The organism is Oryzomicrobium sp., from assembly GCF_021287045.1.
Taxonomy (GTDB): domain Bacteria; phylum Pseudomonadota; class Gammaproteobacteria; order Burkholderiales; family Rhodocyclaceae; genus Oryzomicrobium.
The window spans coordinates 229,529-255,730 of the sequence record NZ_JAJTBG010000005.1 but is presented as its reverse complement, the minus strand read 5'-3'; the positions used below and the strand labels follow the sequence as shown (position 1 = coordinate 255,730).

24 protein-coding genes are annotated in these 26,202 nt (G+C 69.1%); 17 read left to right on the top strand and 7 right to left on the bottom strand.

The features are described 5' to 3' along the window. Nucleotides 1-24 precede the first annotated feature (24 nt). The 6 genes from pcaF to paaN are packed head-to-tail and all read right to left on the bottom strand — an operon-like array spanning nt 25 to nt 7,111. Nucleotides 25-1,242 carry a 3-oxoadipyl-CoA thiolase gene (pcaF, locus tag LWW89_RS07675; protein ID WP_293263410.1) on the bottom strand — a complete coding sequence of 406 codons (1,218 nt, stop codon included), beginning with the start codon at nt 1,240-1,242 and terminating at the stop codon, nt 25-27. 3 nt (nt 1,243-1,245) lie between these two features. Beyond that, nucleotides 1,246-2,571, bottom strand: a complete 1,326-nt coding sequence (gene paaK, locus LWW89_RS07670) for a phenylacetate--CoA ligase PaaK (RefSeq protein WP_293263408.1) — start codon at nt 2,569-2,571, stop codon at nt 1,246-1,248. 38 nt (nt 2,572-2,609) lie between these two features. Further along, nucleotides 2,610-3,104 (bottom strand): hydroxyphenylacetyl-CoA thioesterase PaaI, encoded by a 495-nt coding sequence (paaI, locus tag LWW89_RS07665; protein WP_293263406.1) that lies wholly within the window; start codon nt 3,102-3,104, stop codon nt 2,610-2,612. Beyond that, a complete protein-coding gene (locus LWW89_RS07660) occupies nt 3,104-4,648 on the bottom strand; it encodes a 3-hydroxyacyl-CoA dehydrogenase (protein ID WP_293263404.1) in 1,545 nt (514 codons plus the stop codon). Before LWW89_RS07660 ends, paaI begins: the two co-directional genes overlap by 1 nt. Beyond that, nucleotides 4,648-5,439 carry a 2-(1,2-epoxy-1,2-dihydrophenyl)acetyl-CoA isomerase PaaG gene (gene paaG / locus LWW89_RS07655; RefSeq protein WP_293263402.1) on the bottom strand — a complete coding sequence of 264 codons (792 nt, stop codon included), beginning with the start codon at nt 5,437-5,439 and terminating at the stop codon, nt 4,648-4,650. The genes LWW89_RS07660 and paaG overlap by 1 nt, the downstream gene beginning before the upstream one ends. 10 nt (nt 5,440-5,449) lie before the next feature. After that, complete coding sequence (gene paaN, locus LWW89_RS07650; RefSeq protein WP_293263400.1) at nt 5,450-7,111, bottom strand: phenylacetic acid degradation protein PaaN; 1,662 nt, start codon at nt 7,109-7,111, stop codon at nt 5,450-5,452. A 409-nt stretch (nt 7,112-7,520) separates the two neighbouring features. On the opposite strand from paaN, the gene LWW89_RS07645 reads away from it, so the two are divergent. From LWW89_RS07645 to paaX, 3 genes are all read left to right on the top strand, one after another. Beyond that, nucleotides 7,521-8,549 (top strand): hypothetical protein, encoded by a 1,029-nt coding sequence (locus LWW89_RS07645; protein WP_293263398.1) that lies wholly within the window; start codon nt 7,521-7,523, stop codon nt 8,547-8,549. Between the two features lie 101 nt (nt 8,550-8,650). Next, nucleotides 8,651-9,700, top strand: a complete 1,050-nt coding sequence (locus tag LWW89_RS07640) for a 2Fe-2S iron-sulfur cluster-binding protein (protein ID WP_293263396.1) — start codon at nt 8,651-8,653, stop codon at nt 9,698-9,700. Between the two features lie 160 nt (nt 9,701-9,860). Then, the gene (gene paaX / locus LWW89_RS07635; protein ID WP_293263394.1) at nt 9,861-10,817 is read left to right on the top strand and encodes a phenylacetic acid degradation operon negative regulatory protein PaaX; all 957 of its coding nucleotides are present in this window, start codon (nt 9,861-9,863) and stop codon (nt 10,815-10,817) included. 316 nt (nt 10,818-11,133) lie between these two features. Here paaX and paaY read toward each other — a convergent pair whose 3' ends face one another. Further along, the gene (gene paaY / locus LWW89_RS07630) at nt 11,134-11,760 is read right to left on the bottom strand and encodes a phenylacetic acid degradation protein PaaY (protein WP_293263392.1); all 627 of its coding nucleotides are present in this window, start codon (nt 11,758-11,760) and stop codon (nt 11,134-11,136) included. 78 nt (nt 11,761-11,838) lie between these two features. Here paaY and LWW89_RS07625 point away from each other — a divergent pair, with 78 nt between their 5' ends. From LWW89_RS07625 to LWW89_RS07555, 14 genes are all read left to right on the top strand, one after another. Next, the gene (locus LWW89_RS07625; RefSeq protein WP_293263390.1) at nt 11,839-12,642 is read left to right on the top strand and encodes an IclR family transcriptional regulator; all 804 of its coding nucleotides are present in this window, start codon (nt 11,839-11,841) and stop codon (nt 12,640-12,642) included. A 226-nt stretch (nt 12,643-12,868) separates the two neighbouring features. Then, nucleotides 12,869-13,744: a branched-chain amino acid ABC transporter permease gene (locus LWW89_RS07620; RefSeq protein WP_293263388.1), complete on the top strand. Its 876-nt coding sequence runs from the start codon at nt 12,869-12,871 to the stop codon at nt 13,742-13,744. Nucleotides 13,745-13,746: 2 nt separating this feature from the next. Continuing rightward, nucleotides 13,747-14,679: a branched-chain amino acid ABC transporter permease gene (locus LWW89_RS07615; protein ID WP_293263386.1), complete on the top strand. Its 933-nt coding sequence runs from the start codon at nt 13,747-13,749 to the stop codon at nt 14,677-14,679. Beyond that, entirely contained in the window at nt 14,679-15,440 is a 762-nt protein-coding gene (locus LWW89_RS07610; protein ID WP_293263384.1) for an ABC transporter ATP-binding protein, read from the top strand. Before LWW89_RS07615 ends, LWW89_RS07610 begins: the two co-directional genes overlap by 1 nt. 24 nt (nt 15,441-15,464) lie before the next feature. Continuing rightward, nucleotides 15,465-16,784, top strand: coding sequence for an ATP-binding cassette domain-containing protein (locus tag LWW89_RS17545; protein ID WP_365781179.1), 1,320 nt, complete (start codon nt 15,465-15,467; stop codon nt 16,782-16,784). A gap of 23 nt (nt 16,785-16,807) precedes the next feature. Continuing rightward, nucleotides 16,808-17,773 carry an MBL fold metallo-hydrolase gene (locus tag LWW89_RS07595; protein WP_293263382.1) on the top strand — a complete coding sequence of 322 codons (966 nt, stop codon included), beginning with the start codon at nt 16,808-16,810 and terminating at the stop codon, nt 17,771-17,773. Nucleotides 17,774-17,877: 104 nt separating this feature from the next. Then, nucleotides 17,878-19,548, top strand: a complete 1,671-nt coding sequence (locus tag LWW89_RS07590) for an FAD-dependent oxidoreductase (RefSeq protein WP_293263380.1) — start codon at nt 17,878-17,880, stop codon at nt 19,546-19,548. Between the two features lie 15 nt (nt 19,549-19,563). Then, a complete protein-coding gene (locus LWW89_RS07585; protein ID WP_293263378.1) occupies nt 19,564-19,791 on the top strand; it encodes a DUF2783 domain-containing protein in 228 nt (75 codons plus the stop codon). A 31-nt stretch (nt 19,792-19,822) separates the two neighbouring features. Next, nucleotides 19,823-20,353: a VOC family protein gene (locus LWW89_RS07580; protein ID WP_293263376.1), complete on the top strand. Its 531-nt coding sequence runs from the start codon at nt 19,823-19,825 to the stop codon at nt 20,351-20,353. Nucleotides 20,354-20,421: 68 nt separating this feature from the next. Next, a complete protein-coding gene (locus LWW89_RS07575) occupies nt 20,422-20,976 on the top strand; it encodes a TRAP transporter small permease (RefSeq protein WP_293263374.1) in 555 nt (184 codons plus the stop codon). Continuing rightward, nucleotides 20,973-22,250 (top strand): TRAP transporter large permease subunit, encoded by a 1,278-nt coding sequence (locus tag LWW89_RS07570; RefSeq protein ID WP_293263372.1) that lies wholly within the window; start codon nt 20,973-20,975, stop codon nt 22,248-22,250. The genes LWW89_RS07575 and LWW89_RS07570 overlap by 4 nt, the downstream gene beginning before the upstream one ends. 41 nt (nt 22,251-22,291) lie before the next feature. Then, nucleotides 22,292-23,305 carry a TRAP transporter substrate-binding protein gene (locus LWW89_RS07565; RefSeq protein ID WP_293263370.1) on the top strand — a complete coding sequence of 338 codons (1,014 nt, stop codon included), beginning with the start codon at nt 22,292-22,294 and terminating at the stop codon, nt 23,303-23,305. Between the two features lie 75 nt (nt 23,306-23,380). Beyond that, nucleotides 23,381-24,397, top strand: a complete 1,017-nt coding sequence (locus tag LWW89_RS07560; protein ID WP_293263368.1) for a fumarylacetoacetate hydrolase family protein — start codon at nt 23,381-23,383, stop codon at nt 24,395-24,397. Between the two features lie 104 nt (nt 24,398-24,501). Beyond that, on the top strand, nt 24,502-26,196 hold the full coding sequence (locus LWW89_RS07555; RefSeq protein WP_293263366.1) for a methyl-accepting chemotaxis protein: 1,695 nt from the start codon (nt 24,502-24,504) through the stop codon (nt 26,194-26,196). Nucleotides 26,197-26,202 lie beyond the last annotated feature (6 nt).

Sequence of the window (26,202 nt, the reverse complement as noted above, 5' to 3'; positions counted from 1 at the left end):
TTCTATATAAAAAAATTCTTTTGGCTATACCCGTTCGATGATCAGGGCTATTCCCTGGCCTACGCCGATGCACATGGTGCACAGGGCGTAGCGGCCGCCGCGCCGGTGCAGCTCGTACATGGCGGTGGTGACCAGGCGGGCGCCGCTCATGCCCAGGGGGTGGCCCAGGGCGATGGCGCCGCCGTTGGGGTTCACCCGGGCCTCGTCGTCGCGCAGGCCCAGGTCGCGCAGCACGGCCAGAGCCTGGGCGGCGAAGGCCTCGTTGAGCTCGATGACGTCCATCTGCTCCAGGGTCAGGCCGGTCTGGGCCAACACCTTGCGCACCGCCGGCGCCGGGCCGATGCCCATGATGCGCGGCGGCACCCCGGCGGTGGCCATGCCCACCACCCGGGCCTTCGGCGTCAGGCCGTGGCGTTGGGCGGCGTCGGCCGAGGCGACCAGCAGGGCGCAGGCCCCGTCGTTCACCCCCGAGGCGTTGCCGGCGGTGACGGTCAGTTCCGGGCCGTTCACCCCCTTCAGCTTGGCCAGGCTTTCCAGGGTGGTGTCCGGGCGGGGATGCTCGTCGGTGTCCACCACCTTGGGCTCGCCCTTCTTCTGCGCCAGCACCACCGGCACGATCTCGTCGGCGAAGCGGCCGGCGGCCTGGGCGGCGGCCCAGCGCTGCTGGGAGCGCAGGGCGAAGGCGTCCTGGTCGGCCCGGGCGATGGCGAAGTCGGCGGCCACGTTGTCCGCCGTCTGGGGCATGGAATGGGTCTCGTAGAGCGCCTTCATGCGCGGATTGACGAAGCGCCAGCCGATGGTGGTGTCGTAGATCGCCGCCTGGCGCGAGAAGGCGCTGTCGGCCTTGCCCATGACGAAGGGGGCGCGGGACATGCTTTCCACCCCGCCGGCGATCAGCAGGCCGGCCTCGCCGGCCTTGATCGAGCGGGCGGCCAGGCCCACCGCGTCCATGCCCGAACCGCACAGGCGGTTCACCGTGGTGCCCGGCACGTCCACCGGCAGGCCGGCCAGCAGGGCCGACATGCGCGCCACGTTGCGGTTGTCCTCGCCGGCCTGGTTGGCGCAGCCGTAGATCACGTCGTCCACCGCCGCCCAGTCCACCTTGGCGTTGCGTTCCATCAGGGCCTGCATCGGCATCGCCCCCAGGTCGTCGGCGCGCACCCCGGAGAGGGCACCGCCGTAGCGGCCGATGGGGGTGCGGATGGCGTCGCAGATGTAGGCCTGGCTTGCAGAATGATTCATGGCTTATCCCCGCTGCTGGCGTTCGTCGATGACGCGCTTGGCCTTGCCCACCTGGGTGCGCGGGATCTGGCCGAACTCCAGCACCGTGACCTTGGAGGACACGCCGATCAGGGTCTTGATCTGGTGCTGCAAGGTCTTGGCGATGGCCTGGATCTCGCCGGCCGAGAGGATGCCGGACTGGGGCAGTTGCAGCTCGCAGCGCACCTCCAGCTCGTCGAGCAGGCCGGAGCGGGTCACCACCAGCTGGTAGTTCCCGGACAGGCGCGTCTCGCGCAGGATCTGCTCTTCGATCTGGGTGGGGAAGACGTTCACGCCGCGGATGATCAGCATGTCGTCGGAGCGGCCGGTGATCTTGCCCATGCGCCGGAAGCTGCGCGAGGTGGGGGCCAGCAGGCGGGTCAGGTCCCGGGTGCGGTAGCGGATGATCGGCATCGCCTCCTTGGACAGGGAGGTGAACACCAGCTCGCCCTCGCTGCCGTCGGGCAGCACTTCGCCGGTGGAGGGGTCGATGATCTCGGGGTAGAAGTGGTCCTCCCAGATCACCGGGCCGTCCTTGGATTCGATGCATTCGCTGGCCACGCCGGGGCCCATCACTTCGGACAGGCCGTAGATGTCCATGGCGTCGATGCCGAGCTTGCGCTCGATCTCGGCGCGCATCCCCTCGCCCCAGGGCTCGGCGCCGAAGATGCCGACCTTGAGCGAACAGGCGGCCGGGTCCAGGCCCTGCTTGATGAACTCCTCGGCGATCACCAGGGCGTAGGACGGGGTCACCATGATGATGTCCGGCTTGAAGTCCTGGATGAGCTGGATCTGCTTTTCGGTCTGGCCGCCGGACATGGGTACCACGGTACAGCCGGCCCGCTCGGCGCCGTAGTGGGCGCCCAGGCCGCCGGTGAACAGGCCGTAGCCGTAGGCCACGTGCACCATGTCGCCGGGGCGGCCGCCGGCGGCGCGGATCGAGCGCGCCACCAGGTTGGCCCAGGTGTCGATGTCCTTCAGGGTGTAGCCCACCACCGTCGGCTTGCCGGTGGTGCCGGACGAAGCGTGCACCCGGGCGACCTTCTCCCGCGGCACGGCGAACATGCCGAAGGGGTAGTTGTCGCGCAGGTCGTGCTTGGTGGTGAAGGGAAACCTGGCCAGGTCGGCCAGGGTCTTCAGGTCCTCGGGATGGACCCCCGCCTCGTCGAACTTCTTGCGGTAGTGGGGGACGTTCTCGTAGGCGTTGCGCAGGGTGGCCTTGAGCCGTTCGAGTTGCAGGGCGGCGATCTCGTCGCGGCTGGCCTTTTCGATCGGCTCCAGGTCGCCGGGTTGGGGCTGCTTCACAGGCATGGGTTTGTCTCCAGTGTTTTAGTAGTGCGATGCCGCTCTTAGGAATGGCGGCTCGTGGTGGTCTCGGCGGCGCCCGCCAGGCCGGCGATCACCTCGCCGCTGATACGGTACGACTTGCCCCGGAACAGGGCGACGGTCTTGCCGTGGCGGTTGCGCACGGTGATGTCGTAGACCCCGGTGCGGCCCGACGCGGAACGTTCCACCGCCTCGGCTTCCAGCTCGTCGCCAACCTTGGCCGGGGCGAGGAAGTCGATGTGGCAGGCCGAGGCCACCGTGTTCAGGTTGTAACTATTGCACGCGTAGGCGAAGGCGCTGTCGGCCAGGGTGAAGATCAGCCCGCCGTGGCACATGGCATGGCCGTTGGTCATGTCCGGGCGCACCGTCATGGCCAGGGTGGCCCGGCCCGGGCCGACGCTGACCAGGCGCATGCCGAGCGTGCGGGTGGCCTGGTCCCGGGACCACATGGCGTCGGCGACCGCCTCGGCCAACTGCTGGGCGGCCTGGGGGTCGTGGGAGGTGTGGGAGTGGCTCATCAATGCAGGTCCTTTCCGGCGTGAACCCGTTGTTGCAGGAAGGGCGAAATCCGGTAGCGGTCCTCGCCGTAGGTGGCGGCCAGGTGGCCCAGCACGGCCACCACGGCGGCCGGGCCGACGCGTTCGGCCCAGGCCAGGGGGCCGCAGGGGTAGTTGGTGCCCAGGCGCATCGCCGCGTCCACCGCGTCAGGGGAACAGACGCCCTGGTTCACCGCGTCGGCGGCCTCGTTGGCGAGCATGGCCACGGTGCGCATCAGCGCCAGGCCGGGCACGTCGGCCAGCTCCGCCACCGCGAACCCGGCGGCCTGGAGCAGGCCGATCGCCGCCGCGCGCACCGCCTCGGGGCATTGCAGGGCGCAGGCCAGGGCCAGGCGCGGGGCGGCGGCGTAGTCCAGGGCCAGATCGATCAGTACCGTCGCCGCCACGCCGCTTTCCGCCGCCCGACGTGTGGCGGTGCGCCCGTCGGTGACGTACAGCACCGCCCCGTCGGCCTCGGCCAGGCGGCCGTCGTCGGCCGCCGGGCTGCGGCCGTGGGCCACCCCGGCAGCACTCAGGCGCTGAGCCAGGGCGTTGGCCGCCGGGCTGGCGCCGAACAGGGTGATCTTGGCCGGGCAGGGCGCCGCGGCGGCGCTGGCCGGGGCCGCAGCCGCTGTGCTTGCGCCTTCGCCGTAGGCGTAGAAGCCGCGCCCGCTCTTGCGCCCCAGGTAGCCGGCGTTGACCAGTTCTTCCTGGACCAGGGAGGGGGTGAAGCGCGGGTCGTGGTAGTAGGCCTTCCACACCGACGAGGTGACGGCGAAGTTCACGTCGTGGCCGATCAGGTCCATCAGCTCGAAGGGCCCCATGCGGAAACCGCCGGCCTCCCGGTACAGGGCGTCCAGGGTGGCGGTGTCGGCGGCGCCCTCGCTCACCAGGCGCAGGGCCTCGGCGTAGTAGGGGCGGGCCACCCGGTTGACGATGAAGCCGGGGGTGGAGCGGGCGTGGACCGGGGTCTTGCCCCAGGCGGCGGCGGTGGCGAACAGGGTGTCGGCCACGGCCGGGGCGGTGGCCAGGCCGCTGACGATCTCCACCAGGGCCATCAGCGGCGCCGGGTTGAAGAAGTGCAGGCCGGCCAGGCGCTCTGGCCGGGCCAACCCGGCGGCGATGGCGGTGACCGAGATCGACGAGGTGTTGGTGCCGAACAGGCAGTGCTCGCCGACCCGGGCTTCCAGGTCGCGGAACAGGGCGCGCTTGGCTTCCAGGTTCTCGACGATGGCTTCCACCACCAGGGCGGCGTCGGCCAGGCCGTCGAGGGAGTCGACGGCGGCGAGGCGCGATGCGGCGGCATCGGCCTGGGCGGGGTCGAGCTTGCCCTTGGCGGCCAGCTTGGCCAGGGTGGCGCGCAACTCGTCCACCGCGCGGGCGGCGGCGCCGGGGCGGTTGTCGAGCAGGCGCACCGGATGGCCGGCCAGGGCCGCCACCTGGGCGATGCCGGCGCCCATGGCGCCGGCGCCGACCACCGCCACCGGGGCGGAGGAGGGCAGGGGGGCAGCAGTGGCGGTGCTCATCACTGCCCCGTGAAGCGCGGCGCGCGCTTTTCCATGAAGGCGGCCACGCCTTCCCGGTAGTCCGGCGACTGGCCCAGCTCGCGCATGGCGTCGCGCTCGGCGTCGAGCTGGGCGGCCAGGTCCTGGCTCATGGAGGCGCGCATCAGCTGGCGGGTGCGCACCAGGGCCCGGGTCGGGGCGCTGGCGAACTGGGCGGCCAGGGCGTCCACCGTGGCGGCCAGCTCGGCGTCGTCCACGCACTGCCAGATCAGGCCCCATTCGGCGGCCTTTTCCGCCGGCAGCTTTTCCGCCAGCAGGGCCAGGCCCATGGCCCGGGCCATGCCGACGCGCTGGGGCAGGAACCAGGTGCCGCCGGTGTCCGGGATCAGGCCGATCTTGGAGAAAGCCTGGAGGAAGCTGGCCGAGCGGCCCGCCACCACCACGTCGCAGGCCAGGGCCAGGCTGGCCCCGGCCCCGGCGGCCACGCCATTGACGGCGCAGACGGTGGGCACGCGCAGGTTCTGCAGGCGCAGCACCAGGGGCTTGTAGTTCTTTTCCACCGAGGCGCCCAGGTCCGGGGCGGCGTCGCCGGCGGAAACCGAGCGGTCGTTCAGGTCCTGGCCGGCACAGAAGCCCCGGCCGGCCCCGGCCAGCACCAGGACGCGGATTGCCGGGTCGGTCTCGACCCGGGTCAGGGCTGCGCGCACTTCCTCGTGCATCCGGTCGGTGAAGCTGTTGAGCCGGTCGGGCCGGTTCAGGGTGAGGCGGGCGATGCCGGCCTCGACGGCGAAGGCGATGGTTTCGAAGCTCACGGCGCCCTCCTTAGACGTGGTAGCGCCGCTGCACGACGCGGAAGCGGTTGGCGACGAAGGCCGAGTCGGCGTAGGAGGCGTTGGCCGCCGGATTGCCGCCGGTGCCGTGGTAGTCGGAGAAGGCCGCCGACTGGTTCACGAACACGGCGCCGGTGAGGTTGATCGACAGGGCTACCTTGCCGCGCCAGGTGGCTTCGGTCATGGCGTCGATGACCTCGGGGCGGGTCGAGTAGAGGCCCACGGTGAGGGCGCCGTGCTGGCGCACCACCCGCTCCGACAGGGCGATGCCGGCGGCGGTGTCGGCCACCTTGACGACGAAGCTGATCGGGCCGAAGCGCTCTTCCATGTAGGCGGCCTCGTCCGTGGCGTCGCAGGCCAGCAGCACCGGGGTGCGCACCTCGGCCAGGGGGAACTCGGGGTTGGCGATCTTCTTCGAGTCGAGCACCACCTTGCCCAGGGACGGGGCGCTGGCGATGCGGTTGAGGGTGTCGGCGGACTGGATCGCGCCGAGTACGGCGGTGGCCACTTCCGGCTTGGCCAGGAAGGCGTCGATGGCGCCGGCCAGGTCGGCGCACACCTCGTCGAAGCTCTTGTGGCCCTCGTCGGTGTCGATGCCGCCGGCGGGGACGAACAGGGCCTGGGAGGTGGTGCACATCTGGCCCGAGTAGAGGGACAGGGTGAAGGCCAGGTTCTTGAGCATGGCCCGGTAGGCGTCGGTGGAATCGACCACGATGTTGTTCACCCCGGCCAGCTCGGCATAGACCTGGGCCTGGCGGCAGTTGTCGACCAGCCACTGGCCGAAGGTGTTGCCGCCGGTGAAGTCGATGGATTTCACCGCCGGGTGGGTGGCCAGCTGCTGGGTGGCGGCGCGCTGGGGGATCACCGCCAGGGTCACCAGGTTGGGGTCGATGCCGTTTTCCGCCAGCACGGCGCGGATGGTGCGCACGGTGATGGCCGCCGGCAGGATGGCGTTGCTGTGCGGCTTGACGATCACCGGGTTGCCGGTGCCCAGGGCGGCGAACAGGCCCGGGTAGGTGTTCCAGGTGGGGAAGGTGCCGCAGCCGATCACCAGGGCCACGCCTCGGCCGACGATCTCGAAGTGCTTCTGCATCACCAGGGGCGGGTTCTTGCCCTGGGGCTTCTCCCAGCGTGCCTCGGCGGGGACGAAGCTCTGCTCGCGCCAGGCGTAGGCCACCGCCTCCAGGCCCCGGTCCTGGGCGTGGGGGGCGCCGGCCTGGAAGGCCATCATCCAGCCCTGGCCGGTGGTCATCATCACCGCGTGGGCCAGTTCGAAGCTCTGCTTGTTGAGGCGGTCGAGAATTTCCAGGCAGACCCCGGCGCGGCCGGCGGCGCCGATCTTCTGCCAGCCGACCATGGCCGCCAGGCCGGCGTCGATCAGGGCCTGGGGGTCGCATTGCGGGTAGGAGACGCGCAGCGGCAGGCCGTAGGGGGAGGCCTCGTCGCCGGCCCAGCCGGTCGTCCCGGGCTGGTCCAGTTCGAAGCGCTTGCCCAGGTGGGCCTCGAAGGCGCGCTTGCCGTCGTCCATGGCGGTCTCGCCATAGACCTTGGGGCTGGGCATTTCCGCGTAGGCGGACCAGTAGCCGCGGCTCTGGATGGCGGCCAGGGCGCCGTCCAGGGTGGCCCGATGCTTTTCGAACAGGGGGTGAACCATCGTTGTCTCCATCTTTCCGTTGGGGTGGGCGCGAGGGCCTGGTAATCAGTGGTGCCCAGGACCCCGATGGGGAAGGGCATGAATTACACGTTACAAAACGAGTTACTCCGTGTCAATGGTTTGTATCATATCGAGCGGCGGACAGGAAACTGGCACACCCGCGGCGGCTCATCCCCGGAATGGCCCGGAATAACGTGTTCATGCCGCTTTGTGGCTGTTCAAGGCCCATGGCGAGGGGGGGGGAAGAGGGGCGGAAAACGCCGGGTTCCGATTCGTCGCCCGCTGCCTAGCCAAAAAATACGATACAAAAAACGTTGACAAACGATTTTGTAGGTAACATGATGAATTGGACGGCACGGGTGACGACGCTCGGCCGGGCACCTTGAACCCACACATAGCTGGAGGAGATATGGCAAACCACAAGGAACGTTTTTCCGATTCGATGGAGCTCCCGCCCGAGACTCAGCAACCGAACGTCTACCCCCTGTCCTGGCACTCCCACACCAAGAAGCTGCAAGAAGTCTGGGAAGCCGCCCTGCGCGAGAACTGGGACCCCGAAAAGCTGCCCTGGGACACCCTGGACGTGGACAGCTATTCCTGGGAAGAGCGCGAGGCGATCGCCTACTGGTGGACCCTGCTGTCGGTGTTCGACGCGTCCGCCCCCCCGGTCTTCGCCGAGGCCCTGATCAAGACCTACGAGGTCCATGAAGAAGATCCGGTGCGCAAGTGCTTCTTCTCCGTGACCCGCGACGAGCAGAACCACGAAATCATGTGCGGCCTGGCCATCACCAAGCTGCTCGCCCACCCCGATCCCATTACCTACGAGCCCAAGACCGATCTGGGCCGCCGTCTGCAGAAGAACGCCAAGTGGCTGTACTTCAACGGCGGCCGCTACTGGACCGGCTACAAGCAGGCCGTGCCCAAGTACGACCTGGCCGTGCTGTTCAGCTCCTTCCTGATGGGCGAGATCGCCGCCGCCACCATCTTCAAGCAGATGTACGACAACTCCCGGGAAGCGGTCTTCAAGGAAGGCTTCCGCAACATCGGCCGGGACGAAGGCCGACACATGGCCATCTGCATGGCGGTGATGGAGCGCGACTATCCCAAGCTCAACCAGGCCAACAAGGACGTGGTGACCAAGCAGATCCGCGCCGGCTATCTGTTCCTCTCGGCCGTGCTGTTCGAGCCGCCGATGGAGTTCTGGGACCTGCCCTCCGACTTCATCGCCACCCAGCGCGAAGCCGAGGAAGTGGCGCGCATGGCTGGCTTCGGCATCCCGACCTACGAGATGAAGCTGGAAAACTGGCGCAACGCCATGCTCAACCTGAAGGGCGTGCTCGACCGCTACGGCATCGAGTTCCCGGCGATCCCCGAAGTGGGCATCACCGGCAAGGAAATCAGCGACGTCGAGATGGACGACATCATCCCGGTGTTCTGATCGCCGCCCAGCCGGCAGCGCGCAGTACCGAAAGGGCCGGCCGGGTGGCCGGCCCTTTCACCCCAAGAGAAACCGATAAAAGCAACGAGGAGAGACGTTCCATGGCCCGTATCGTCATGCAACCTTCCGGCCGCGCGGTCGAATGCCGCTCCGGCGACACCGTCCTGATGGCCCTGGAGAATGCGGGCTACGCACTGCCCAACAACTGCCGGGCCGGCGCCTGTGGCGAATGCAAGGTCAAGGTGCTGTCCGGCCAATTCGACCAGGGCATCGTCCTCGACATGGCCCTGTCCGCCGACGAGCGCCGCCAGGGTTACGGCCTGATGTGCATGGCCAAGCCGATCTCCGACGAGCTGGTGATCGAGTGGGGCACCGAGGACGCCCGGCCCAAGCTCTTCCCGCCCAAGGAAAACGCCCTGTTCGTGGTGGTGGACAAGCGCCTCATCGCCAACCGGGTGATGGAACTGCGCCTGCGCCCGGTGGCGCCGCCGCTGCGCTACTGGCCCGGCCAGTACGTCACCATCGGCAACCCCGGCGCCGACATCCCGGCCCGCGCCTATTCGATTTCCAACGCCCCCCGCCCCGACGGCGAGCTGGTGCTCCAGGTGGCCCGCGCCGACGGCGGCCTGACCAGCGCCTGGATTCACGACAGCCTCAAGGTGGGCGACAACGTCAAGATTTCCGGCCCCTACGGCACCTTCATCGGCGACCCCTCGGTGGACGCCCCGGTGCTGTGCCTGGCCGCCGGCACCGGCCTGGCGCCGATCCTGGCCCTGGCCGAGGCGGCCCTGCGCCGCGGCTACCGCAAGCCGGTGAACCTGCTCTTCTCGGCCCGCACCCGGGACGACGTCTACAGCCAGGGCATGATGGCCTGGTGGCGCACCAAGCACCGCAACTTCGACTACAAGGTGACCCTGACCCGGGAAGAGGCCGAGGGCTACCTGCACGGCCGTCTGGACGCCCTGCTGCCCAAGCTCTACCCGGACCTGTCCAAGCACACCGTGTTCGTCGCCGGCAGCCCGGAATTCACCGACGCCTGCGTCGCCGCCGCCAAGGCCCTGGGGGTGCGCGACGATATGCTGCACACCGAAGGCTTCTTCTCCCAGCAGCAGATCGAGGTGGCCGACCCGGCCCACCTGCTGTCGGCCTGAATCCTGGTCTAGGTCCTGGCCTGACTCTCGGCCGGATTCGCAGCCCGATGCCGGAACAAGACTTTTGCCCGGACTTTTTGGCCGGATTTGCGGGGCGCACTGGCGATGCCGGTGACGCCCCGTTAACATTGCCCGCTTTCGCCCTTACCCCGACCCCGCCGTGACCGAATCCATCCGCCGTCGCCTCGATGCCTTCCGCCAGCAGCGCCGCGTCCAGGCGGGGTCCCTGATCACCTCCGTGTTCGGCGACGCAGTGCTGCCCCACGGCGGCCGCATCTGGCTGGGCAGCCTGATCCGCCTGCTCGAACCCCTCGAACTGTCCGAACGGCTGGTGCGCACCTCGGTGTTCCGCCTGGCCAAGGACGAGTGGCTGCGCGCCGAGGCCAAGGGCCGCCGCGCCGACTACGAACTGACCCCGGCCGGCCACCGCCGCTTCGAGGAAGCCTCGCGGCACATCTATTCCTCCCACGCCCCCCAGTGGGATCGGCGCTGGCGCCTGATCCTGGCGGTGGGCGAGTTCGACCCCCGGGAGCGGGAACGGCTGCGCAACGCCCTGTTCTGGCAGGGCTTCGGCGCTCTGGGGGCGGACTGCTTCGTACACCCCAGCGCCGACCTGACCGCGGCCCTGGACGCCCTGGTGGCCGAGGGCATGGCCGACTTCCTCGGCCGGCTGATGCCGCTCTTGGCCGCCGATTCCCTCTCGGGCCTGTCGGCCAACGACGCCGACCTGGTGCGCCGCGCCTGGGACCTGGAGGACCTGGCCGCCGACTACGGCGAGTTCGTCGCCACCTACCTGCCGATCCTGGCCGACCTGCGCCGCGACCGGCACGCCGAGGTGGGGGACGAAGAGGCTTTCCTGCTGCGCATCCTGCTCATCCACGACTACCGGCGCATGCTGCTGCGCGACCCGGAGCTGCCCGACGTGCTGCTGCCGCCGGACTGGCCCGGCCAGCGCGCCCGGCTGCTCTGCCGCGACCTCTACCGGCGCCTGGTGGAGCCTTCCGAGCGCCACCTGCAAGCGCACCTGCGCCTGGCCGACGGGGGCTTTCCGCCCCTGGACCCGTCCTTCGCCGACCGCTTCCCGGACGACGATCCCCTCGCCGCCATCGCCCTGTAGGGCCGCGGCGTGCCGGGGTGGCGGGGCGGTTCATTCCGCCGCCGCCGTTCCCCTGCGGTTTTCGCATTGCTTCCCCGCTGTTCCGCACCGCCCGCCGGCATCGGCCTCGCTCCGGTCGGGGCGGCGTTGCGCGGGCCGGGCGGCCGGCGGGTTAGGGGATTGGCTGGTCGTGGGGGCCGTGGGCGTACCGCGCCCAGCCTTCGGTTTTTGCGTAGGCTGGCGGAGCGCAAATGGCTAAACTCAAATACTGTCGCGGACTTTGGCCTTTTCGGTGGGCCAATCCTTCGGATTTTCCGAAGGCTAAAGCCGAAGCGGCTTAACCCTTGCCCTGCTTGGCCTCCACCAGGGGCACCACGCCGGAGATGTGGATGCGCGGCCGGTCCGGCTCCACTGCGGCCAGCGGCGCGGTTTCCACCAGGGTGGCCAGGCAGCGCTTGGTCAGATCCTGGTAGGTGCGGGTGCCCGCCACCTTCCAGGCGATCTCCTCCTCGCTCAATTCCCGCACCACCTTGGCCGGCACCCCGGCGGCCAGGTGCCGGGCCGGGATTTCCGCCCCGGCCTTGACGAAGGCGCAGGCGGCGACGATGGCCGCCTCGCCCACCACGGCGTTGTCCATGATCACCGCGTTCATGCCGATCAGGGCGTTGCGGCCGATGCGGCAGCCGTGCAGCACGGCGCCGTGGCCGATGTGGCCGTCCTCCTCGACCACCGTGTCGGTGCCGGGAAAACCGTGCATCACGCAGGTGTCCTGGAGGTTGGCGCCGGCCTCCAGGATCAGCCGGCCGAAGTCGCCGCGCAGGCTGGCGCCGGGGCCGACGTAGCAGCCCGGGCCGACGATGACGTCGCCGATCAGCACGGCGCTGGGATGGACGAAGGCGCTGGGATCGACCACCGGGACGATGCCGTCGATGGCGTAGACGCGGAGGGTGGGGGCGCTGGACATGGTGTGAGTCTCCTGGGGGAATGGCATAATTCCATTTGGTGGAACATGTTTTGAAATTCAGAATATCAAGGAATGCGCATGAGTGACGAGTCCGACGGCAAACACGGGGTCCAGTCCCTGGAGATCGGCATGGACATCTTCCGGGTGATGGTGAACGGCCAGCGCTCCATGGCCCTCAAGGACATCGCGGCGGCGGCGGGGATGCCCGCCTCCAAGGTGCACCGCTACCTGGTCAGCCTGATCCGCTCCGGCCTGGTGGAACAGGACCCCCACACCTCCCGCTACGACCTGGGCTCCTTCGCCCTCAACGTCGGCCTGGTCTCCATCGACCGGCTCGACCGCATCCGCCTCGGCCTGGCGGCGATCGCCGCCTTGCGCGACGAGATCAACGAGACCACCGCCCTGGCGGTGTGGAGCGAGCACGGCCCGGTGATCGTGCGCTGGGAACGGCCGCGCCGGCCGATCACGGTCAACGTGGTCACCGGCACCGCCCTGGAAATGCTCACCTCGGCCAGCGGCCGGGTCTTCGCCGCCTACCTGGCCGAGGAGGCGGTGCGGCCCCTGATCGAGCGCGAGATGGCCAATCCGGAGCTGCCCGACGACCTGCGCACCTGGCCCAAGGTGCGCGCCATGCTCGACGCGGTGCGCCGGGACGGTTTCGCCGCCGTGTCCGGCTACTACCTGGTGCCCGGGGTCGAGGCCCTGGCGGCACCGGTGTTCAACTTCAAGGGCGAGCTGACCATCGCCATGCTGGTGGTGGGGGTGCAGGGCATGTTCGACATGGCGGCGGAGGGCAAGGTGGTGCGCGCCCTGCGCACCGCCGCCGCCGATCTGTCGAGCCGGCTGGGCCACACGGGCCAGCCGCCGGGGCCGAAAATGTAGAAAATCCATTGATAAACAATCAAATAGCCGCATCGATACGTTTATTTCGATGCGGCTATTTTTTTGTATCATTTTCGATTGACAGAATTAGTTACGTATTCCAGAATGAGTTTCGGGAGGCTCGGGACCAGCCGCTGACTGCCCGCCACAAAAAAGGAGGTCACATGAAGGAGACAAACCAGGCCCGCCGCCGGGCCGCCATCGCTTGCGCGAACGGGGGGCTGTGATGCTTGCCCAGTTCCTGCAATTCCTCTTTTCCGGGGTCACCGTCGGCGCCACCTACGCCCTGGCCGCCCTGGGCTTCACCCTGATCTACAACGCCAGCAACGTGATCAACTTCGCCCAGGGCGAATTCATCATGCTCGGCGGCATGCTCGCGGTGTTCTTCTCCCAGATGGGCCTGCCCATGCCGGTGGCCCTGACCCTGGCGATCCTGGTGCCTGCCGTGGTTGGCGTGGTGGTGGAAAAGCTGGCCATCGAACCGGTCAAGGGGGCCGAGACGGTGACCCTGATCATCATCACCATCGGCGCCTCCCTGGTGATCCGCGGCCTGATCCAGGTCTGGCTGGGCAAGGGCACCTTCTCCCTGCCGGCCTTCTCCGGCAACGAGCCGATCGAGGTGCTGGGCGCCACCCTGCAACCCCAGAGCCTGTGGGTGCTGGGCGTCACCGCCCTGGTGGTGGTGGGCCTCTGGTACTTCTTCAACCGCACCCTGTACGGCAAGGCCATGCTGGCCACTTCGTACAACCGCCTGGCCTCGGAGCTGGTCGGCATCAACACCAACTGGGTGCTGTTCATCAGCTTCGCCATGTCGGCGGCCCTGGGCGCCCTGGGCGGCATCCTGGTGACGCCGATCACCCTGACCTCCTACGACGTGGGGATCATGCTCGGCCTCAAGGGCTTCGTCGCCGCGGTGGTGGGTGGCCTGGGCAACGGCCTGGGGGCCGTGCTCGGCGGCCTGCTGGTGGGGGTGGTGGAGGCCATGGCCGCCGGCTACATCTCGTCGGCCTACAAGGACGCGGTGCCCTTCGTGCTGATCCTGCTGATCCTCTTCTTCATGCCCCGGGGCCTGTTCGGCGCCAAAGTCACGGATCGGGTGTGACCATGCGCAAATCCCGTTACTTCGGCCTGGCGGTGATCGTCGCCGTGCTGCTGGTGCTGCCCCTGTTTTTGCAGAACGGCTTCCACTACGACCTGGTCATCCGCATGGCCATCAACGCCGTGATCGTGCTCGGCCTCAACCTGCTGATCGGCTTCGCCGGCCAGATCAGCCTGGGCCACGCCGGCTTCATCGGCATCGGCGCCTACGCCTCGGCCATCCTCACCAGCCACTTCAACTGGCCCCCCCTGGCGGCCATGGCCGCCGGCGCGGCGGCGGCGGGCCTGCTCGCCGCCCTGGTGGCCCGGCCCATCTTCAAGCTGAAGGGCCACTACCTGGCCATGGCCACCCTGGGCCTGGGCTTCATCCTGGCCATCGCCATGAAGAACGAGGCCGCCTACACCGGCGGCCCGGACGGCATGCCGGTGGTGCCGATGAGCCTGGCCGGCTGGGAGATCGCCGGCGAGAAGGCCTGGTACTGGGTGATGGCCCTGGTGCTGTCGATCAGCGTGTGGGCCTCCCTCAACCTGATCGATTCGCCCTTCGGCCGCGCCCTGCGCGCCCTGCACGGCTCGGAAGTGGCCTCCCAGGTGGTGGGGGTGGACGTGGTCCGCTACAAGGTCGCCATCTTCGTCATGTCGGCGGTGTTCGCCTCGATCATGGGCAGCGTCACCGCCCACTACGTCGGCTTCGTCACCCCCAACGTGGCCGATTTCTTCCACTCCATCGAGCTGGTCACCATGGTGGTGATCGGCGGCATGGCCTCGGTGTACGGCTCCGTGGTCGGCGCCGTGCTGCTCACCGCCCTGCCCCAGGCCCTCGCCACCTTCGAAGGCTGGGAGACGGTGGCCTTCGGCGCCATCCTCATGCTCTGCATGATTTTCCTGCCCAAGGGCCTGGTGCCCACCCTGGCCGCCAAGCTGGGAAGGAGCGAATGATGCCCCTGCTCGAAGTCCGTCAATTGTCCAAGGTGTTCGGCGGCGTCAAGGCCGTGCAGAACGTCAGCTTCTCCATCGACGCCGGCATCGTCTATTCGGTGATCGGCCCCAACGGGGCGGGCAAGACCACCCTGTTCAACCTGATCACCGGGGTCTATACCCCGAGCGAGGGCGAGATCGTCCTCGACGGCGAGAACCTGGCCGGCAAGTCGCCTAACGAACTGGCCCGGCGCGGTGTCGCCCGCACGTTCCAGAACCTCCAGGTGTGCATGAACATGAGCGCCCTGGAGAACGTCATGGTCGGCGCCCACCTGCGCCTCGACCGCAACCTGATCAAGGCCGCCCTGCGCTTTCCCGGCCTGGCCGGCCGGGACCGCCAGCTGCGCCAGGAGGCCGCCGAACTGATGGCCTTCGTCGGCCTGGAGAAGTACGTCGGCTCCCGGGCCGACTGCATGCCCTATGGCGCCCTGAAGCGCCTGGAGATCGCCCGGGCCCTGGCCATGAAGCCGCGCCTGCTGTTCCTCGACGAGCCCGCCGCCGGCCTCAACCCCAAGGAAACCCTGGAGGTGGACGAACTGGTGCGCAAGGTGGCCGATTCCGGCGTCACCGTGGTGCTGGTGGAGCACGACATGAAGATGGTGATGAACCTGTCCGACCGCATCCTGGTGCTCGATTACGGCAAGAAGCTGGCCGAGGGCACCGGCGAGGAAGTGCGGCGCAACCCGGACGTGATCGCCGCCTACCTGGGCGCCCACGCCTAGGCAACGGGAGAGGGAGACAACTAGATGGAAGCCCTGCGCATCATCAGCGAGGAACATCGCAACCTGTGGCGCATCGCCACCACTGTGGACCACCTGGCCGACGAGCTCGACGGCGGCACGGCGGCGGTGGACGTGCCCTTCTTTACCTCGGTCTTCGACTACCTGGAACACTTCATCGACCGGGCCCACCACCCCAAGGAAGACGATTTCCTGTTCCGCCGCCTGCGCCAGCGCAGCGACGCGGCCGGCCCCCTGCTCGACCAGCTGGAAGCGGAGCACCGCCAGGGGCCGGGCAACCTGGCCACCCTGCGCGCCGCCCTGGCCGCCACCGCCAGCGGCGCGCTGGGCAATCAGGCCTTCGCCACCACCCTGCGCGCCTACACCTCCGGGCTGAAGGGCCACATCCGCACCGAGGAAAAGGAGATCCTGCCCCTGGCCCGCCAGGCGCTCACCGGCGACGACTGGCACGACATCGACCGGGCCTTCCTCGACAACAGCGACCCCCTGTTCGGTGAGAAGGTCCAGGGCGAGTTCCGCGAGCTGTATCACCGGGTGGTCAGCCTGGCCCCCGAATCCGTCGGCCTGGGTAGCCACGAGGCCGGCGTCCTGGCCGCCGGCGAGGCCGCGCCCCGGGGCGACCTGCTGATGTCGGTGCGCGGCGTGCAGAGCGCCTACGGCCGCATCCAGGCCCTGAAGGGCATTGACCTGGAAGTGCGCCGCGGCGAGCTGGTGGCCCTGGTGGGCGCCAACGGCGCCGGCAAGACCACCCTGCTGCGCGCCATCTCCGGCGTCCAGCCCCTCACCGCCGGCAGCATCCACTTCGACGGCCAGGACATCACCGGCCTGCGTTCCGACCTGCGCGTGCGCCGCGGCATCAGCCAGGTACCGGAAGGCCGCCAGGTGTTCGGGCCCCTGTCGATCGAGGACAACCTGCGCCTGGGCGCCTACACCCAGCCCGCGGCCAACCTGGCCGAGGACATGGAGCGGGTCTACGCCATGTTCCCGATCCTCAAGGAAAAGCGCCACCTGCCCGCCGGCACCCTGTCCGGCGGCCAGCAGCAGATGCTCGCCATCGGCCGCGCCCTGATGGCCCGGCCCAAGCTGCTGCTGCTCGACGAGCCCTCCATGGGCCTGGCGCCGCTCCTGGTCGAAGAGGTGTTCAACGTGGTCAAGACCCTCAAATCCCAGGGCATGACCATCTTCCTCGTCGAACAGAACGCCTTCGCCGCCCTGGCCATCGCCGACCGGGCCTACGTGCTCGAAACCGGCAACACCACCCTGAGCGGCTCCGGCCAGGAGCTGCTCAACAACGAACAGGTTCGTGCCGCCTACCTCGGCATGTGATTCCCCCTTAGGAGCCGTCCCCCATGAGCAAGCAATTCGCCTCCGTCGCCGACCTCGAAGAGAAGAAGACCACCTTCACCCAGCTGTCCGAGCATTGCTGGGGTTACACCGCCGAGGGCGACCCCAACGCCGGCGTGATCATCACCGACGAGGGCGTCCTGATCGTGGACGCCCTGGCCACCCCGGTGATGGCTGGCCGCCTGATCGCCGAGATCCGCAAGGTCACCGACAAGCCGATCAAGCACGTGGTGCTGTCCCACTACCACGCCGTGCGCGTGCTCGGCGCCGCCGGCTACAAGCCCGAGGGCCTGGAGCAGATCATCGCCAGCCAGGGCACCTATGAGCTGATCGTCGAGCGCGGCGCCCAGGACATGCAGTCCGAGTACGAGCGTTTCCCCCGCTTGTTCCAGGCCTTCGAGAGCATCCCCGGCCTGACCTGGCCGACCCTGGTGTTCAAGGACGAGATGACCCTGTTCATGGGCGGCGTCGAGATCAAGGTGATGCACCTGGGCCCCGGCCACACCAAGGGCGACACCGTGGTCTGGGTGCCTTCCGAGAAGGTGCTGTTCTCCGGCGACCTGGTGGAGTGCGAGGCGGCCTGCTACACCGGCGACGCCCAGCTCGAGGAATGGCCCGCCACCCTGGACGCCATCGCCGCCCTGGGCGCGGAAAAGCTCATCCCCGGCCGGGGCCCGGCCCTGGACACCCCGGCCAAGGTGGCCGAGGGCTTGGCCTACACCCGGGACTTCGTCAGCACCCTGTTCGCCGGCGCCAAGGAGGCGGTGGCCCAGGGCCTCACCCTCAACCAGGCCATGGCCCACATCCGCAAGGCCATGGACCCCAAGTTCGCCCAGGTCTTCATCTACGAGCACTGCCTGCCCTTCGACGTGACCCGGGCAGTGGACGAGGCCAGCGGCATCAAGCACCCGCGCATCTGGACGGCGGAACGGGACAAGGAAATGTGGCACGCCTTGCAACAGGCGGGCTAAACGCTGCGACCCCAGCTAGGAAGCAACACCTGAAGGAGGTACCCCGCCGGCCATAACGACACCAATGACCCAGGGCGGCGGGGCAAAGAACGAGGAGACCGGAAGTGCTATCAACCTATCAGTACCCGAAGTACGACTACGTCGCGCCGCCCGAGCAGCGCGGCCAGGGGCCGGGCCGTTACCCGGTGGTGGTGGTCGGCGCCGGGCCCGTGGGCCTGGCCGGAGCCATCGAGCTGGCCCAGACCGGCGTGCCGGTGGTGGTGCTCGACGACGACGACACCGTCTCGATCGGCTCCCGCGGCGTGTGCTACGCCAAGCGCGCCCTGGAGGTGCTCGACCGCATCGGCGTGGGCGACGCTTGCGTGGACAAGGGGGTGAGCTGGAACGTCGGCCGCACCTTCTTCCGCGACGAGGAAGTCTACAACTTCAACCTGCTGCCCCAGCCCGACCACAAGCGCCCGGGCATGATCAACCTGCAGCAGTACTACCTGGAAGAGTTCCTGGTGAACCGGGCCAAGGAGCTGCCCAACCTGGACCTGCGCTTCCGCAACAAGGTGGTTTCCGTGTCCCCCGCCGGCGACGGCGCCTCCCTCCAGGTGGAAACCCCGGACGGTATCTACTCCCTGGACACTGATTGGCTGATCGTCGCCGACGGCGCCCGCAGCCCGATCCGGCGCATGATGAACCTGGAGATCGAAGGCAAGATCTTCATGGACCGCTTCCTCATCGCCGACGTGGTGATGAAGGCCGACTTCCCCGCCGAGCGCTGGTTCTGGTTCGACCCGCCCTTCCACCCGGGCCAGTCGGTGCTGCTGCACCGCCAGGCCGACAACGTCTGGCGCATCGACTTCCAGCTCGGCTGGCAGGCCGATCCGGAAGAAGAGAAGAAGCCCGAGAAGGTCATCCCGCGCATCAAGGCCATGCTCGGCGACGAGCGCGAGTTCGATCTGGAATGGGTCAGCGTGTACACCTTCCAGTGCCGGCGCATGAACGACTTCCGCCACGGCCGGGTGCTGTTCGTCGGAGACGCCGCCCACCAGGTCTCGCCTTTCGGCGCCCGGGGCGCCAACTCCGGCATCCAGGACACCGACAACCTGGTGTGGAAGCTCAAGCTGGTGATGGAAGGCAAGGCCCCCGAAAGCCTGCTCGACACCTACAGCGAGGAGCGGGTGGCGGCGGCGGACGAGAACATCATGAACTCGACCCGCTCCACCGACTTCATCACCCCCAAGAGCAAGACCTCGCTCACCTTCCGCAACGCCGTGCTGACCCTGGCCCGGGACCATGCCTTCGCCCGCGCCCTGGTGAATTCGGGCCGCCTGTCGGTGCCTGCCTTCCTCACCGAATCGCGGCTCAACACCGCCGACACCGCCGCCTTTGGCGGCGACATGGTGCCCGGCGCGCCCATGGACGACGCCCCGCTGCGCGAGGCCGGCAAGAACGGCTGGCTGCTCGACGCCGTGGGCGGCCGCTTCGTCGCCCTGGTCTACGTGGCCGACCCGGCTGCGGTGGACGCCGCCACCGCCGACGCCCTGCGCGCCCTGTCCGACGCGCCGATCCCGGTGGAAGCCGTGCTGGTCGCCCCCCGCGCCGGCACTGCCCCGGCCGGCCTGCGCCTGGTGGAGGACTACGCCGGCCGCTTCGCCGAACGCTTCGACGCCCAGCCCGGCACGGTGTACCTGGTCCGTCCCGACCAGCACGTCGCCGGCCGCTGGCGCGCCTTCGACCCCGCCCGGGTGCGTGCCGCCGTCGCCCGCGCCACCTGCAACGCCTGACCGAGGGAGAACGACATGGCCCACCTCAACCTCAAGCCCAATTTCAGCGAACCCGGTGCGCGCTACTTCCGCGCCTTTTCCCCGGGGGACGACTTCTACGAGCTGCTGATCGACACCCACCGGGATCTGACCGACGAACAGAGCGCCCTGCTCAACGCCCGGTTGATCCTCCTCCTGTCCAACCACATCGGCGACCTGTCGGTGCTGCGCGAGGCCATGACCCTGGCCCGCGAAGGCGTCTGATCCCCGGCCGCCCCATATGGAGCACACCACCATGATCAAGAAGATCCACCACGTGGCCTACCGCTGCAAGGACGCCAAGGAAACCGTGGAGTGGTACGGCAAGTACCTGAACATGCGCTTCATCCTGGCCATCGCCGAGAACGAGGTGCCCTCCACCAAGGAGCCGGACCCGTACATGCACATCTTCCTCGACGCCGGCGGCGGCAACGTCCTGGCCTTCTTCGAGCTGCCCACCAAGCCGCCCATGGGCCGGGACCCCAACACCCCGGAATGGACCCAGCACCTGGCCCTCGAAGTCGACTCGATGGACGAGCTGCTCGCCACCAAGGCCCGGCTCGAGGCCGACGGCATCAGCGTGGTCGGCCCCACCGACCACACCATCTTCAAGTCGATCTACTTCTTCGACCCGAGCGGCCACCGCCTGGAACTGGCGGCCAACACCGGCACGCCGAAGATGGCCAAGATGCTCGACGACGTGAAGTGGGAAATGCTCGAAGAGTGGTCCCGCACCAAGAAGGCCCCGCGCCACGCCGCCTGGATGCACGACGGTAGCGCCTCCTGAGCCCTGCCGGGGCGGCCGCGCTGCGTGGCCGCCCCGGATTCTCTTCCGCCTTTCCGAATTCCGATCCCATGGACCGCCTCACCGCCCTGGTCGCCAAGGCCCTGGAAGTGCTCATCGTCGCCTGCCTGGCGCTGATGGCCCTGCTCGTCTTCGGCAACGTGGTACTGCGCTATGGCTTCAATTCCGGCATCGCCTTCTCCGAGGAGGTGTCGCGCCTGCTGTTCGTCTGGCTGGTCTTTCTTGGCACCGTCCTGGCCTCCCGGGAGCACGCCCACCTGGGGGTCGATTCCCTGGTCAAGCGCCTGCCCAAGCCGGCCCGCCAGGCCTGCGTGCTGGTGTCCGGGGTGCTGATGATCGTCATGTGCGGCCTGCTCTTCTGGGGCGCCTGGCAGCAGGCCGGCATCAACCTGGACAACGCCATGCCGGTCACCGGCATCCCCTACGCGGTGCTTTACGCCGCCGGAGTGGCGGCGGCCCTGGGTCTGACGGTGAGCATCTTCTACAACATCTTCCAGGCCCTGGTTCACGGTGAGCGCGAGGCCAACATCGAGATGGTCCAGCACGGCGACCTGATCGAACCGGCCCTGCCGACCCACGAGGACGACCGGGAGGCGCGGCGATGACCCTGGCCGTCTTCCTCGGCTCCCTGCTCGGCGCCATGGCGCTCGGCATGCCCATCGCCTTCGCCCTGCTGGTGTGCGGCGCTAGCCTGATGCTCTACCTGGACCAGTTCGACGCCCAGATCCTGGCCCAGAACGTGGTCAGCGGCGCCGACAACTTCGTGCTGATGGCGGTGCCCTTCTTCATCCTGGCCGGCGAATTCATGAACGCCGGCGGCCTGTCGCGGCGCATCGTGGACATGGCCAACGCCTGGGTCGGCCACATCCGCGGCGGCCTGGGCTATGTGGCCATCGTCTCGGCCCTGGTGCTGGCCAGCCTGTCCGGCTCGGCGGTGGCCGACACCGCCGCCCTGGCCGCCCTGCTCATCCCGATGATGCGCAACGCCGGCTACGACGTGGCCCGCTCCGCCGGGCTGGTGGCCTCGGCCGGCATCATCGCCCCGGTGATTCCCCCCTCCATCGGCTTCATCATCTTCGGCGTGGCCGGCGGCGTGTCGATCACCAAGCTGTTCCTCGCCGGCATCTTCCCCGGGGTGCTGATGGCCATCTCCCTGGTCCTCACCTGGTGGTGGGTGGCCCGCCGCGACGCCAGCCGGGTGATGCCCCGGACGCCCCTGGCCGAACGGCTGCGCACCGTCGCCCGGGGCGGCTGGGCCCTGGTGCTGCCGGTGATCATCGTCGGCGGCCTCAAGGGCGGCGTGTTCACCCCCACCGAGGCCGGCGTGGTGGCCGCCGCCTACGCCCTGTTCGTCGGCCTGGTGGTGTACCGGGAGCTGACCTGGACGGCGATCTACCACGCCCTCTTGTCCACGGCCAAGACCACGGCGGTGGTGATGTTCCTGGTGGCGGCGGCCTTCGTCTCGGCCTACCTGATCACCGTGGCCGACATTCCCGGCCAGATTTCGGCCCTGCTCGCCCCCTTCATGGGCAGCCCGACCCTGCTGATGTTCATGATGATGCTGATCGTGGTCCTGGTTGGCACCGCCCTCGATTTCATCCCCACCGTGCTGATCCTCACCCCGGTGCTGCTGCCGATCTGCAAGGAGGCGGGCATTGACCCGGTCTATTTCGGCGTGCTGTTCATCATGAACAACGCCATCGGCATGGTCACCCCGCCGGTGGGGGTGGTGCTCAACGTCGCCGCCGGCGTGGGCAAGGTGTCCATGGAAGACGTGGTGCGTGGCGTCTGGCCGTTCATGCTGGCCGAGACCGCTGTGCTGTTCCTGCTGGTGTTCGTCCCCGAACTGGTGACGGTGCCGATGAAGTGGTTCCTGTAGCCGTAGCGCCTGCCCGACCCCGACCGAAGGAGGAGACAACGATGACAAGCAAAAACCGCAATCTGTTCGCCGCCGCCCTGGCCGCCTGCGCCGTCCTGACCGCCCCGGCGGCGGCCCTGGCCCAGACCGTCAACGCCAAGTTCAGCGTCACCCTGCCGGAGAAGTCCCACCAGGGCCAGGGCGCTGCCCGCTTCGCCGAGCTGGTCAAGGAAAAGACCCAGGGCCGGGTGCAGATCAAGGTCTACTACAACGCCAGCCTGGGCAACGACGTGCAGGTCACCTCGGCGCTCCAGGGCGGCACCATCGAATTCGTGGTGCCCCAGACCTCGACCCTGACCGGCATGATCAAGGACTTCGAAGTCCTCGACTTCCCCTTCCTGTTCGACAACGAGAAGGAGGCCGACGCCGTCCTCGACGGCCCCATCGGCCAGAAGCTGCTCGACAAGCTGCCGGCCAAGGGCCTGGTGGGTCTGGCCTACTGGGAGAACGGCTTCTTCAACGCCACCACCAGCAAGCATCCGATCGCCCGCCTCGAAGACTTCGCCGGGCTGAAATTCCGCGCCGTGCAGGCCCCCATCTCCCTGGAAACCCTGAAGGCCCTCGGCGCCAACCCGGTGCCCCTGGCGGTGCCCGAGGTCTATTCGGCCCTGGAAACCAGGACCATCGACGGCCAGGCCACGCCCACGGCGGTGATCGCCGCCCTCAAGTTCAACGAGGTGCAGAAGTACCTGTCGATCACCAAGCTGTCCTACGGCGCCTTCCTGCCCCTGGTGAGCAAGAAGTTCTGGGACAAGCTTAGCCCCGACGACCAGAAGGCCCTGCGCGATGCGGCGGTGGAAGCCCGCGCCTTCCAGCGCCAGGTGGCCCGGGACGCCGCCCGCAGCGCCCAGGAGGACATGGCGCGCAAGGGCATGACCGTCAACGTGGTGGCCCCGGCCGAGATCGCCCGGATGCGCGCCCAGGTCCGCCCGGTGTGGGACAAGTTCGCCAAGGAAGCCGGCCCCGACCTGGTCAAGGACGTCATCGCCGAAATCGACAAGCAGCGCCGCAAGTAAGCCGGCTCCTTGCCGCTACACCCATCGAACCCGGCTGCGCCCGGCGCAGCCAGCACCCACCAAGGAAAACGCAACATGAAGCTCGCCACCCTCAAGCAAGGCGGCCGCGACGGCACCCTGGTCGTCGTCAACCGCGCCCTGACCCACTGCCGCCCGGCGCCGGCCATCGCCCGTACCCTGCAAGCCGCCCTGGACGACTGGGAGGCCGTCGAGCCCCAGCTGCGCCAGGTCTACGAGGCCCTCAACAGCGGCGCCCTGCCCGACCCGCTGCCCTTCGACCCGGCCGCCTGCCATTCGCCCCTGCCCCGGGCCTACCAGTGGGCTGACGGCTCGGCCTACGTGAACCACGTGGAGCTGGTGCGCCGCGCCCGGGGCGCCGAGTTGCCCCCCGAGTTCTGGACCGACCCCCTGATGTACCAGGGTGGCTCCGACAGCTTCGTCGGCCCCCGGGACCCGGTGGTGGCGGTGAGCGAGGACTGGGGCATCGACTTCGAGGCCGAGGTGGCGGTGATCACCGGCGACGTGCCGATGGCCGCCACCCCGGCCCAGTGCGCCGGCAAGATTCGCCTGCTGATGCTGGTCAACGACGTCTCCCTGCGCAACCTGATCCCGGCTGAGCTGGCCAAGGGCTTTGGCTTCTTCCAGTCCAAGCCGGCCTCGGCCTTCTCGCCGGTGGCGGTGACCCCGGACGAGCTGGGCGACGCCTGGCGCGAGGGCAAGGTGCACCTGCCCCTCAACGTCGAACTCAACGGCAAGCCCTTCGGCCGGCCCAACGCCGGGGTGGACATGACCTTCAGCTTCGCCCAGCTGATCGCCCACGTGGCCAAGACCCGGGAGCTGGAAGCCGGCTCGATCATCGGTTCCGGCACCGTCTCCAACAAGCAGGGCGGCCTGCACGGTTCCAGCATCGAACACGGCGGCGTCGGCTACTGCTGCCTGGCCGAGGTGCGCATGTACGAGACCATCGAGGGCGGCAAGCCCCAGACCCCGTTCATGCGCTTCGGCGACCGGGTGCGCATCGAGATGCGGGACGCTGCCGGCGCCTCCATCTTCGGCGCCATCGACCAGCAGGTGGCGCCCCTGGCGCGCTGACTCGGCGTTGCGCGCCGACCGGCGCCGGCGATCCACCGCATCCATAGAACAGGGCGGACACCGCCCGGGCCGGCGCGCGCCCCGCGCCCGGCGAGGAGGAGACCATGACCGACAGGCAACAGGGGGCGGCCCGCCGGGCCGCCGGCTTCGGCGCGCTGGCCGCGCTCGCGCTGCTCGCCTGGCTGTGGCTGGCCCCGGCCGAGGGCCTGGCGGCCCGCGCCGGCCAGAGCGTCCTGGCCCTGCTGGCGGCGCTGCTGCCCGGCTGGCTGGCCTGGCGCAATCCGGCCGCAACGGACATGACTGGAATCGCCCCGCATCCGGGCGGCGCCGCTGCCGACCCGGCCGAACGGGCCGAGGTGGGAGATGGGGCCGCCACCACCGGCCAGGCCGAGGCGCTGCGCCGGCGCGCCCGGGACGTGGTCGAGGAAACCCGCCGCATCGGCACCGCGGCGGCGGTGGACAGCGCCGTGCTGTCGCGTCGGGTCCAGGAAACCGCCGGGCTGGCCGGCCAGCAGTGCGCCCTGGCCGGCACCATCGTCACCGCCACCGGGGCGGCCAGCGCCGCCGCCGACACTGCCAGCCGTCATGCCGATGAGGTGCGCGCCGGCACCGAGGCCAACCTGGGGGCGGTGCGCGGCGCCCACCGGGATTTGCAGGAGGTGGGCGAGCGCATCCGCCGCATCTCCGCCGACACCGCCGGTTCCGCCGAGCGGGTGGGCGAGTTGGCGCGCCATTCCCGGGAGATCCGCGACATCGGCATGCTGATCAACGACATCTCCGACCAGACCAACCTGCTGGCCTTGAACGCCGCCATCGAGGCTGCCCGGGCCGGCGAGGCCGGGCGCGGCTTCGCCGTGGTGGCCGACGAGGTGCGCAAGCTGGCCGAGCGGGTCAAGACCGCCACCGGGGTGATCTCCGCCAGCACCGCGACCATGCAGCGCCTGGTGGAGGAAACCGAAGTCCAGATGGCCAGCATCCGCGACGATTCGGGCCACGCCGCCCAGGCCGTGGCGCGCACCGTGGGGGACTTCGACGCGGTGGTGGACGACCTGGGCCGGGCCGGCGAGGGGCTCGGCGTGGTGGCCGATTCCCTGCACCACATCCAGGCCGCCAACACCCAGATCCACGCCCAGACCGAGGAGATCAAGGCCCTGTCCGACCGGGTCAGTGCCAGCATGGGGGAATCGGCCAAGGCCGCCGCCTCCCTGCAAGGCCAGACCGAGCGGCTGTACGCCCTGGGCGCCCGCTTTTCGATCGCCGACAGCGCCTTCGACCGCATCCTGACCACCGCCCAGCGCATTGCCGCGGAGGTGGGGGCGTGCCTGGACGCCCACCGGCAAAAGGGCGCGGACGTGTTCGACCAGCAGTACCGCCCCCAGCCCGACACCAACCCGCCCAAGTTTTCCACCCGCTACGACCAGGCGGTGGAGACGGACCTGCAACGCATCTACGACGAAGGCATCGGCGGCCTGCCCGGAGCCCTGCTGGTATGCGCCTGCGACAACCAGGGCTACATGCCGGCCCACCACCGCAAGTTCTCCGCGCCCCTCAACGGCGACGCCAAGCACGACCAGGTGTTCAGCCGCCACAAGCGCATCTACAACGATCCGGTGGGGCTGCGCAGCGCCCGCAACCAGGAACCATTCCTGCTCCAGACCCTGCTGCGCGACACCGGCGAGGTCCTCTCCGAACTGGCCCTGCCGATCCGGGTGGACGGCCGCCACTGGGGCGCCCTGCGCACCGCCTTTCCCCCCGAGGTGCTGACCGGCGGGGGCGCGGCGGCGCCGGCCCGGACCTGAGGACGC

What these genes read in the sequence shown, in the direction of transcription:
- pcaF (WP_293263410.1), bottom strand. Translation starts at nt 1,242, where the DNA reads ATGAATCATTCTGCAAGCCAGGCCTACATCTGCGACGCCATCCGCACC.
- paaK (WP_293263408.1), bottom strand. Translation starts at nt 2,571, where the DNA reads ATGCCTGTGAAGCAGCCCCAACCCGGCGACCTGGAGCCGATCGAAAAG.
- paaI (WP_293263406.1), bottom strand. Translation starts at nt 3,104, where the DNA reads ATGAGCCACTCCCACACCTCCCACGACCCCCAGGCCGCCCAGCAGTTG.
- LWW89_RS07660 (WP_293263404.1), bottom strand. Translation starts at nt 4,648, where the DNA reads ATGAGCACCGCCACTGCTGCCCCCCTGCCCTCCTCCGCCCCGGTGGCG.
- paaN (WP_293263400.1), bottom strand. Translation starts at nt 7,111, where the DNA reads ATGGTTCACCCCCTGTTCGAAAAGCATCGGGCCACCCTGGACGGCGCC.
- LWW89_RS07645 (WP_293263398.1), top strand. Translation starts at nt 7,521, where the DNA reads ATGGCAAACCACAAGGAACGTTTTTCCGATTCGATGGAGCTCCCGCCC.
- LWW89_RS07640 (WP_293263396.1), top strand. Translation starts at nt 8,651, where the DNA reads ATGGCCCGTATCGTCATGCAACCTTCCGGCCGCGCGGTCGAATGCCGC.
- paaY (WP_293263392.1), bottom strand. Translation starts at nt 11,760, where the DNA reads ATGTCCAGCGCCCCCACCCTCCGCGTCTACGCCATCGACGGCATCGTC.
- LWW89_RS07625 (WP_293263390.1), top strand. Translation starts at nt 11,839, where the DNA reads ATGAGTGACGAGTCCGACGGCAAACACGGGGTCCAGTCCCTGGAGATC.
- LWW89_RS07620 (WP_293263388.1), top strand. Translation starts at nt 12,869, where the DNA reads ATGCTTGCCCAGTTCCTGCAATTCCTCTTTTCCGGGGTCACCGTCGGC.
- LWW89_RS07615 (WP_293263386.1), top strand. Translation starts at nt 13,747, where the DNA reads ATGCGCAAATCCCGTTACTTCGGCCTGGCGGTGATCGTCGCCGTGCTG.
- LWW89_RS07610 (WP_293263384.1), top strand. Translation starts at nt 14,679, where the DNA reads ATGCCCCTGCTCGAAGTCCGTCAATTGTCCAAGGTGTTCGGCGGCGTC.
- LWW89_RS17545 (WP_365781179.1), top strand. Translation starts at nt 15,465, where the DNA reads ATGGAAGCCCTGCGCATCATCAGCGAGGAACATCGCAACCTGTGGCGC.
- LWW89_RS07595 (WP_293263382.1), top strand. Translation starts at nt 16,808, where the DNA reads ATGAGCAAGCAATTCGCCTCCGTCGCCGACCTCGAAGAGAAGAAGACC.
- LWW89_RS07585 (WP_293263378.1), top strand. Translation starts at nt 19,564, where the DNA reads ATGGCCCACCTCAACCTCAAGCCCAATTTCAGCGAACCCGGTGCGCGC.
- LWW89_RS07580 (WP_293263376.1), top strand. Translation starts at nt 19,823, where the DNA reads ATGATCAAGAAGATCCACCACGTGGCCTACCGCTGCAAGGACGCCAAG.
- LWW89_RS07575 (WP_293263374.1), top strand. Translation starts at nt 20,422, where the DNA reads ATGGACCGCCTCACCGCCCTGGTCGCCAAGGCCCTGGAAGTGCTCATC.
- LWW89_RS07570 (WP_293263372.1), top strand. Translation starts at nt 20,973, where the DNA reads ATGACCCTGGCCGTCTTCCTCGGCTCCCTGCTCGGCGCCATGGCGCTC.
- LWW89_RS07565 (WP_293263370.1), top strand. Translation starts at nt 22,292, where the DNA reads ATGACAAGCAAAAACCGCAATCTGTTCGCCGCCGCCCTGGCCGCCTGC.
- LWW89_RS07560 (WP_293263368.1), top strand. Translation starts at nt 23,381, where the DNA reads ATGAAGCTCGCCACCCTCAAGCAAGGCGGCCGCGACGGCACCCTGGTC.
- LWW89_RS07555 (WP_293263366.1), top strand. Translation starts at nt 24,502, where the DNA reads ATGACCGACAGGCAACAGGGGGCGGCCCGCCGGGCCGCCGGCTTCGGC.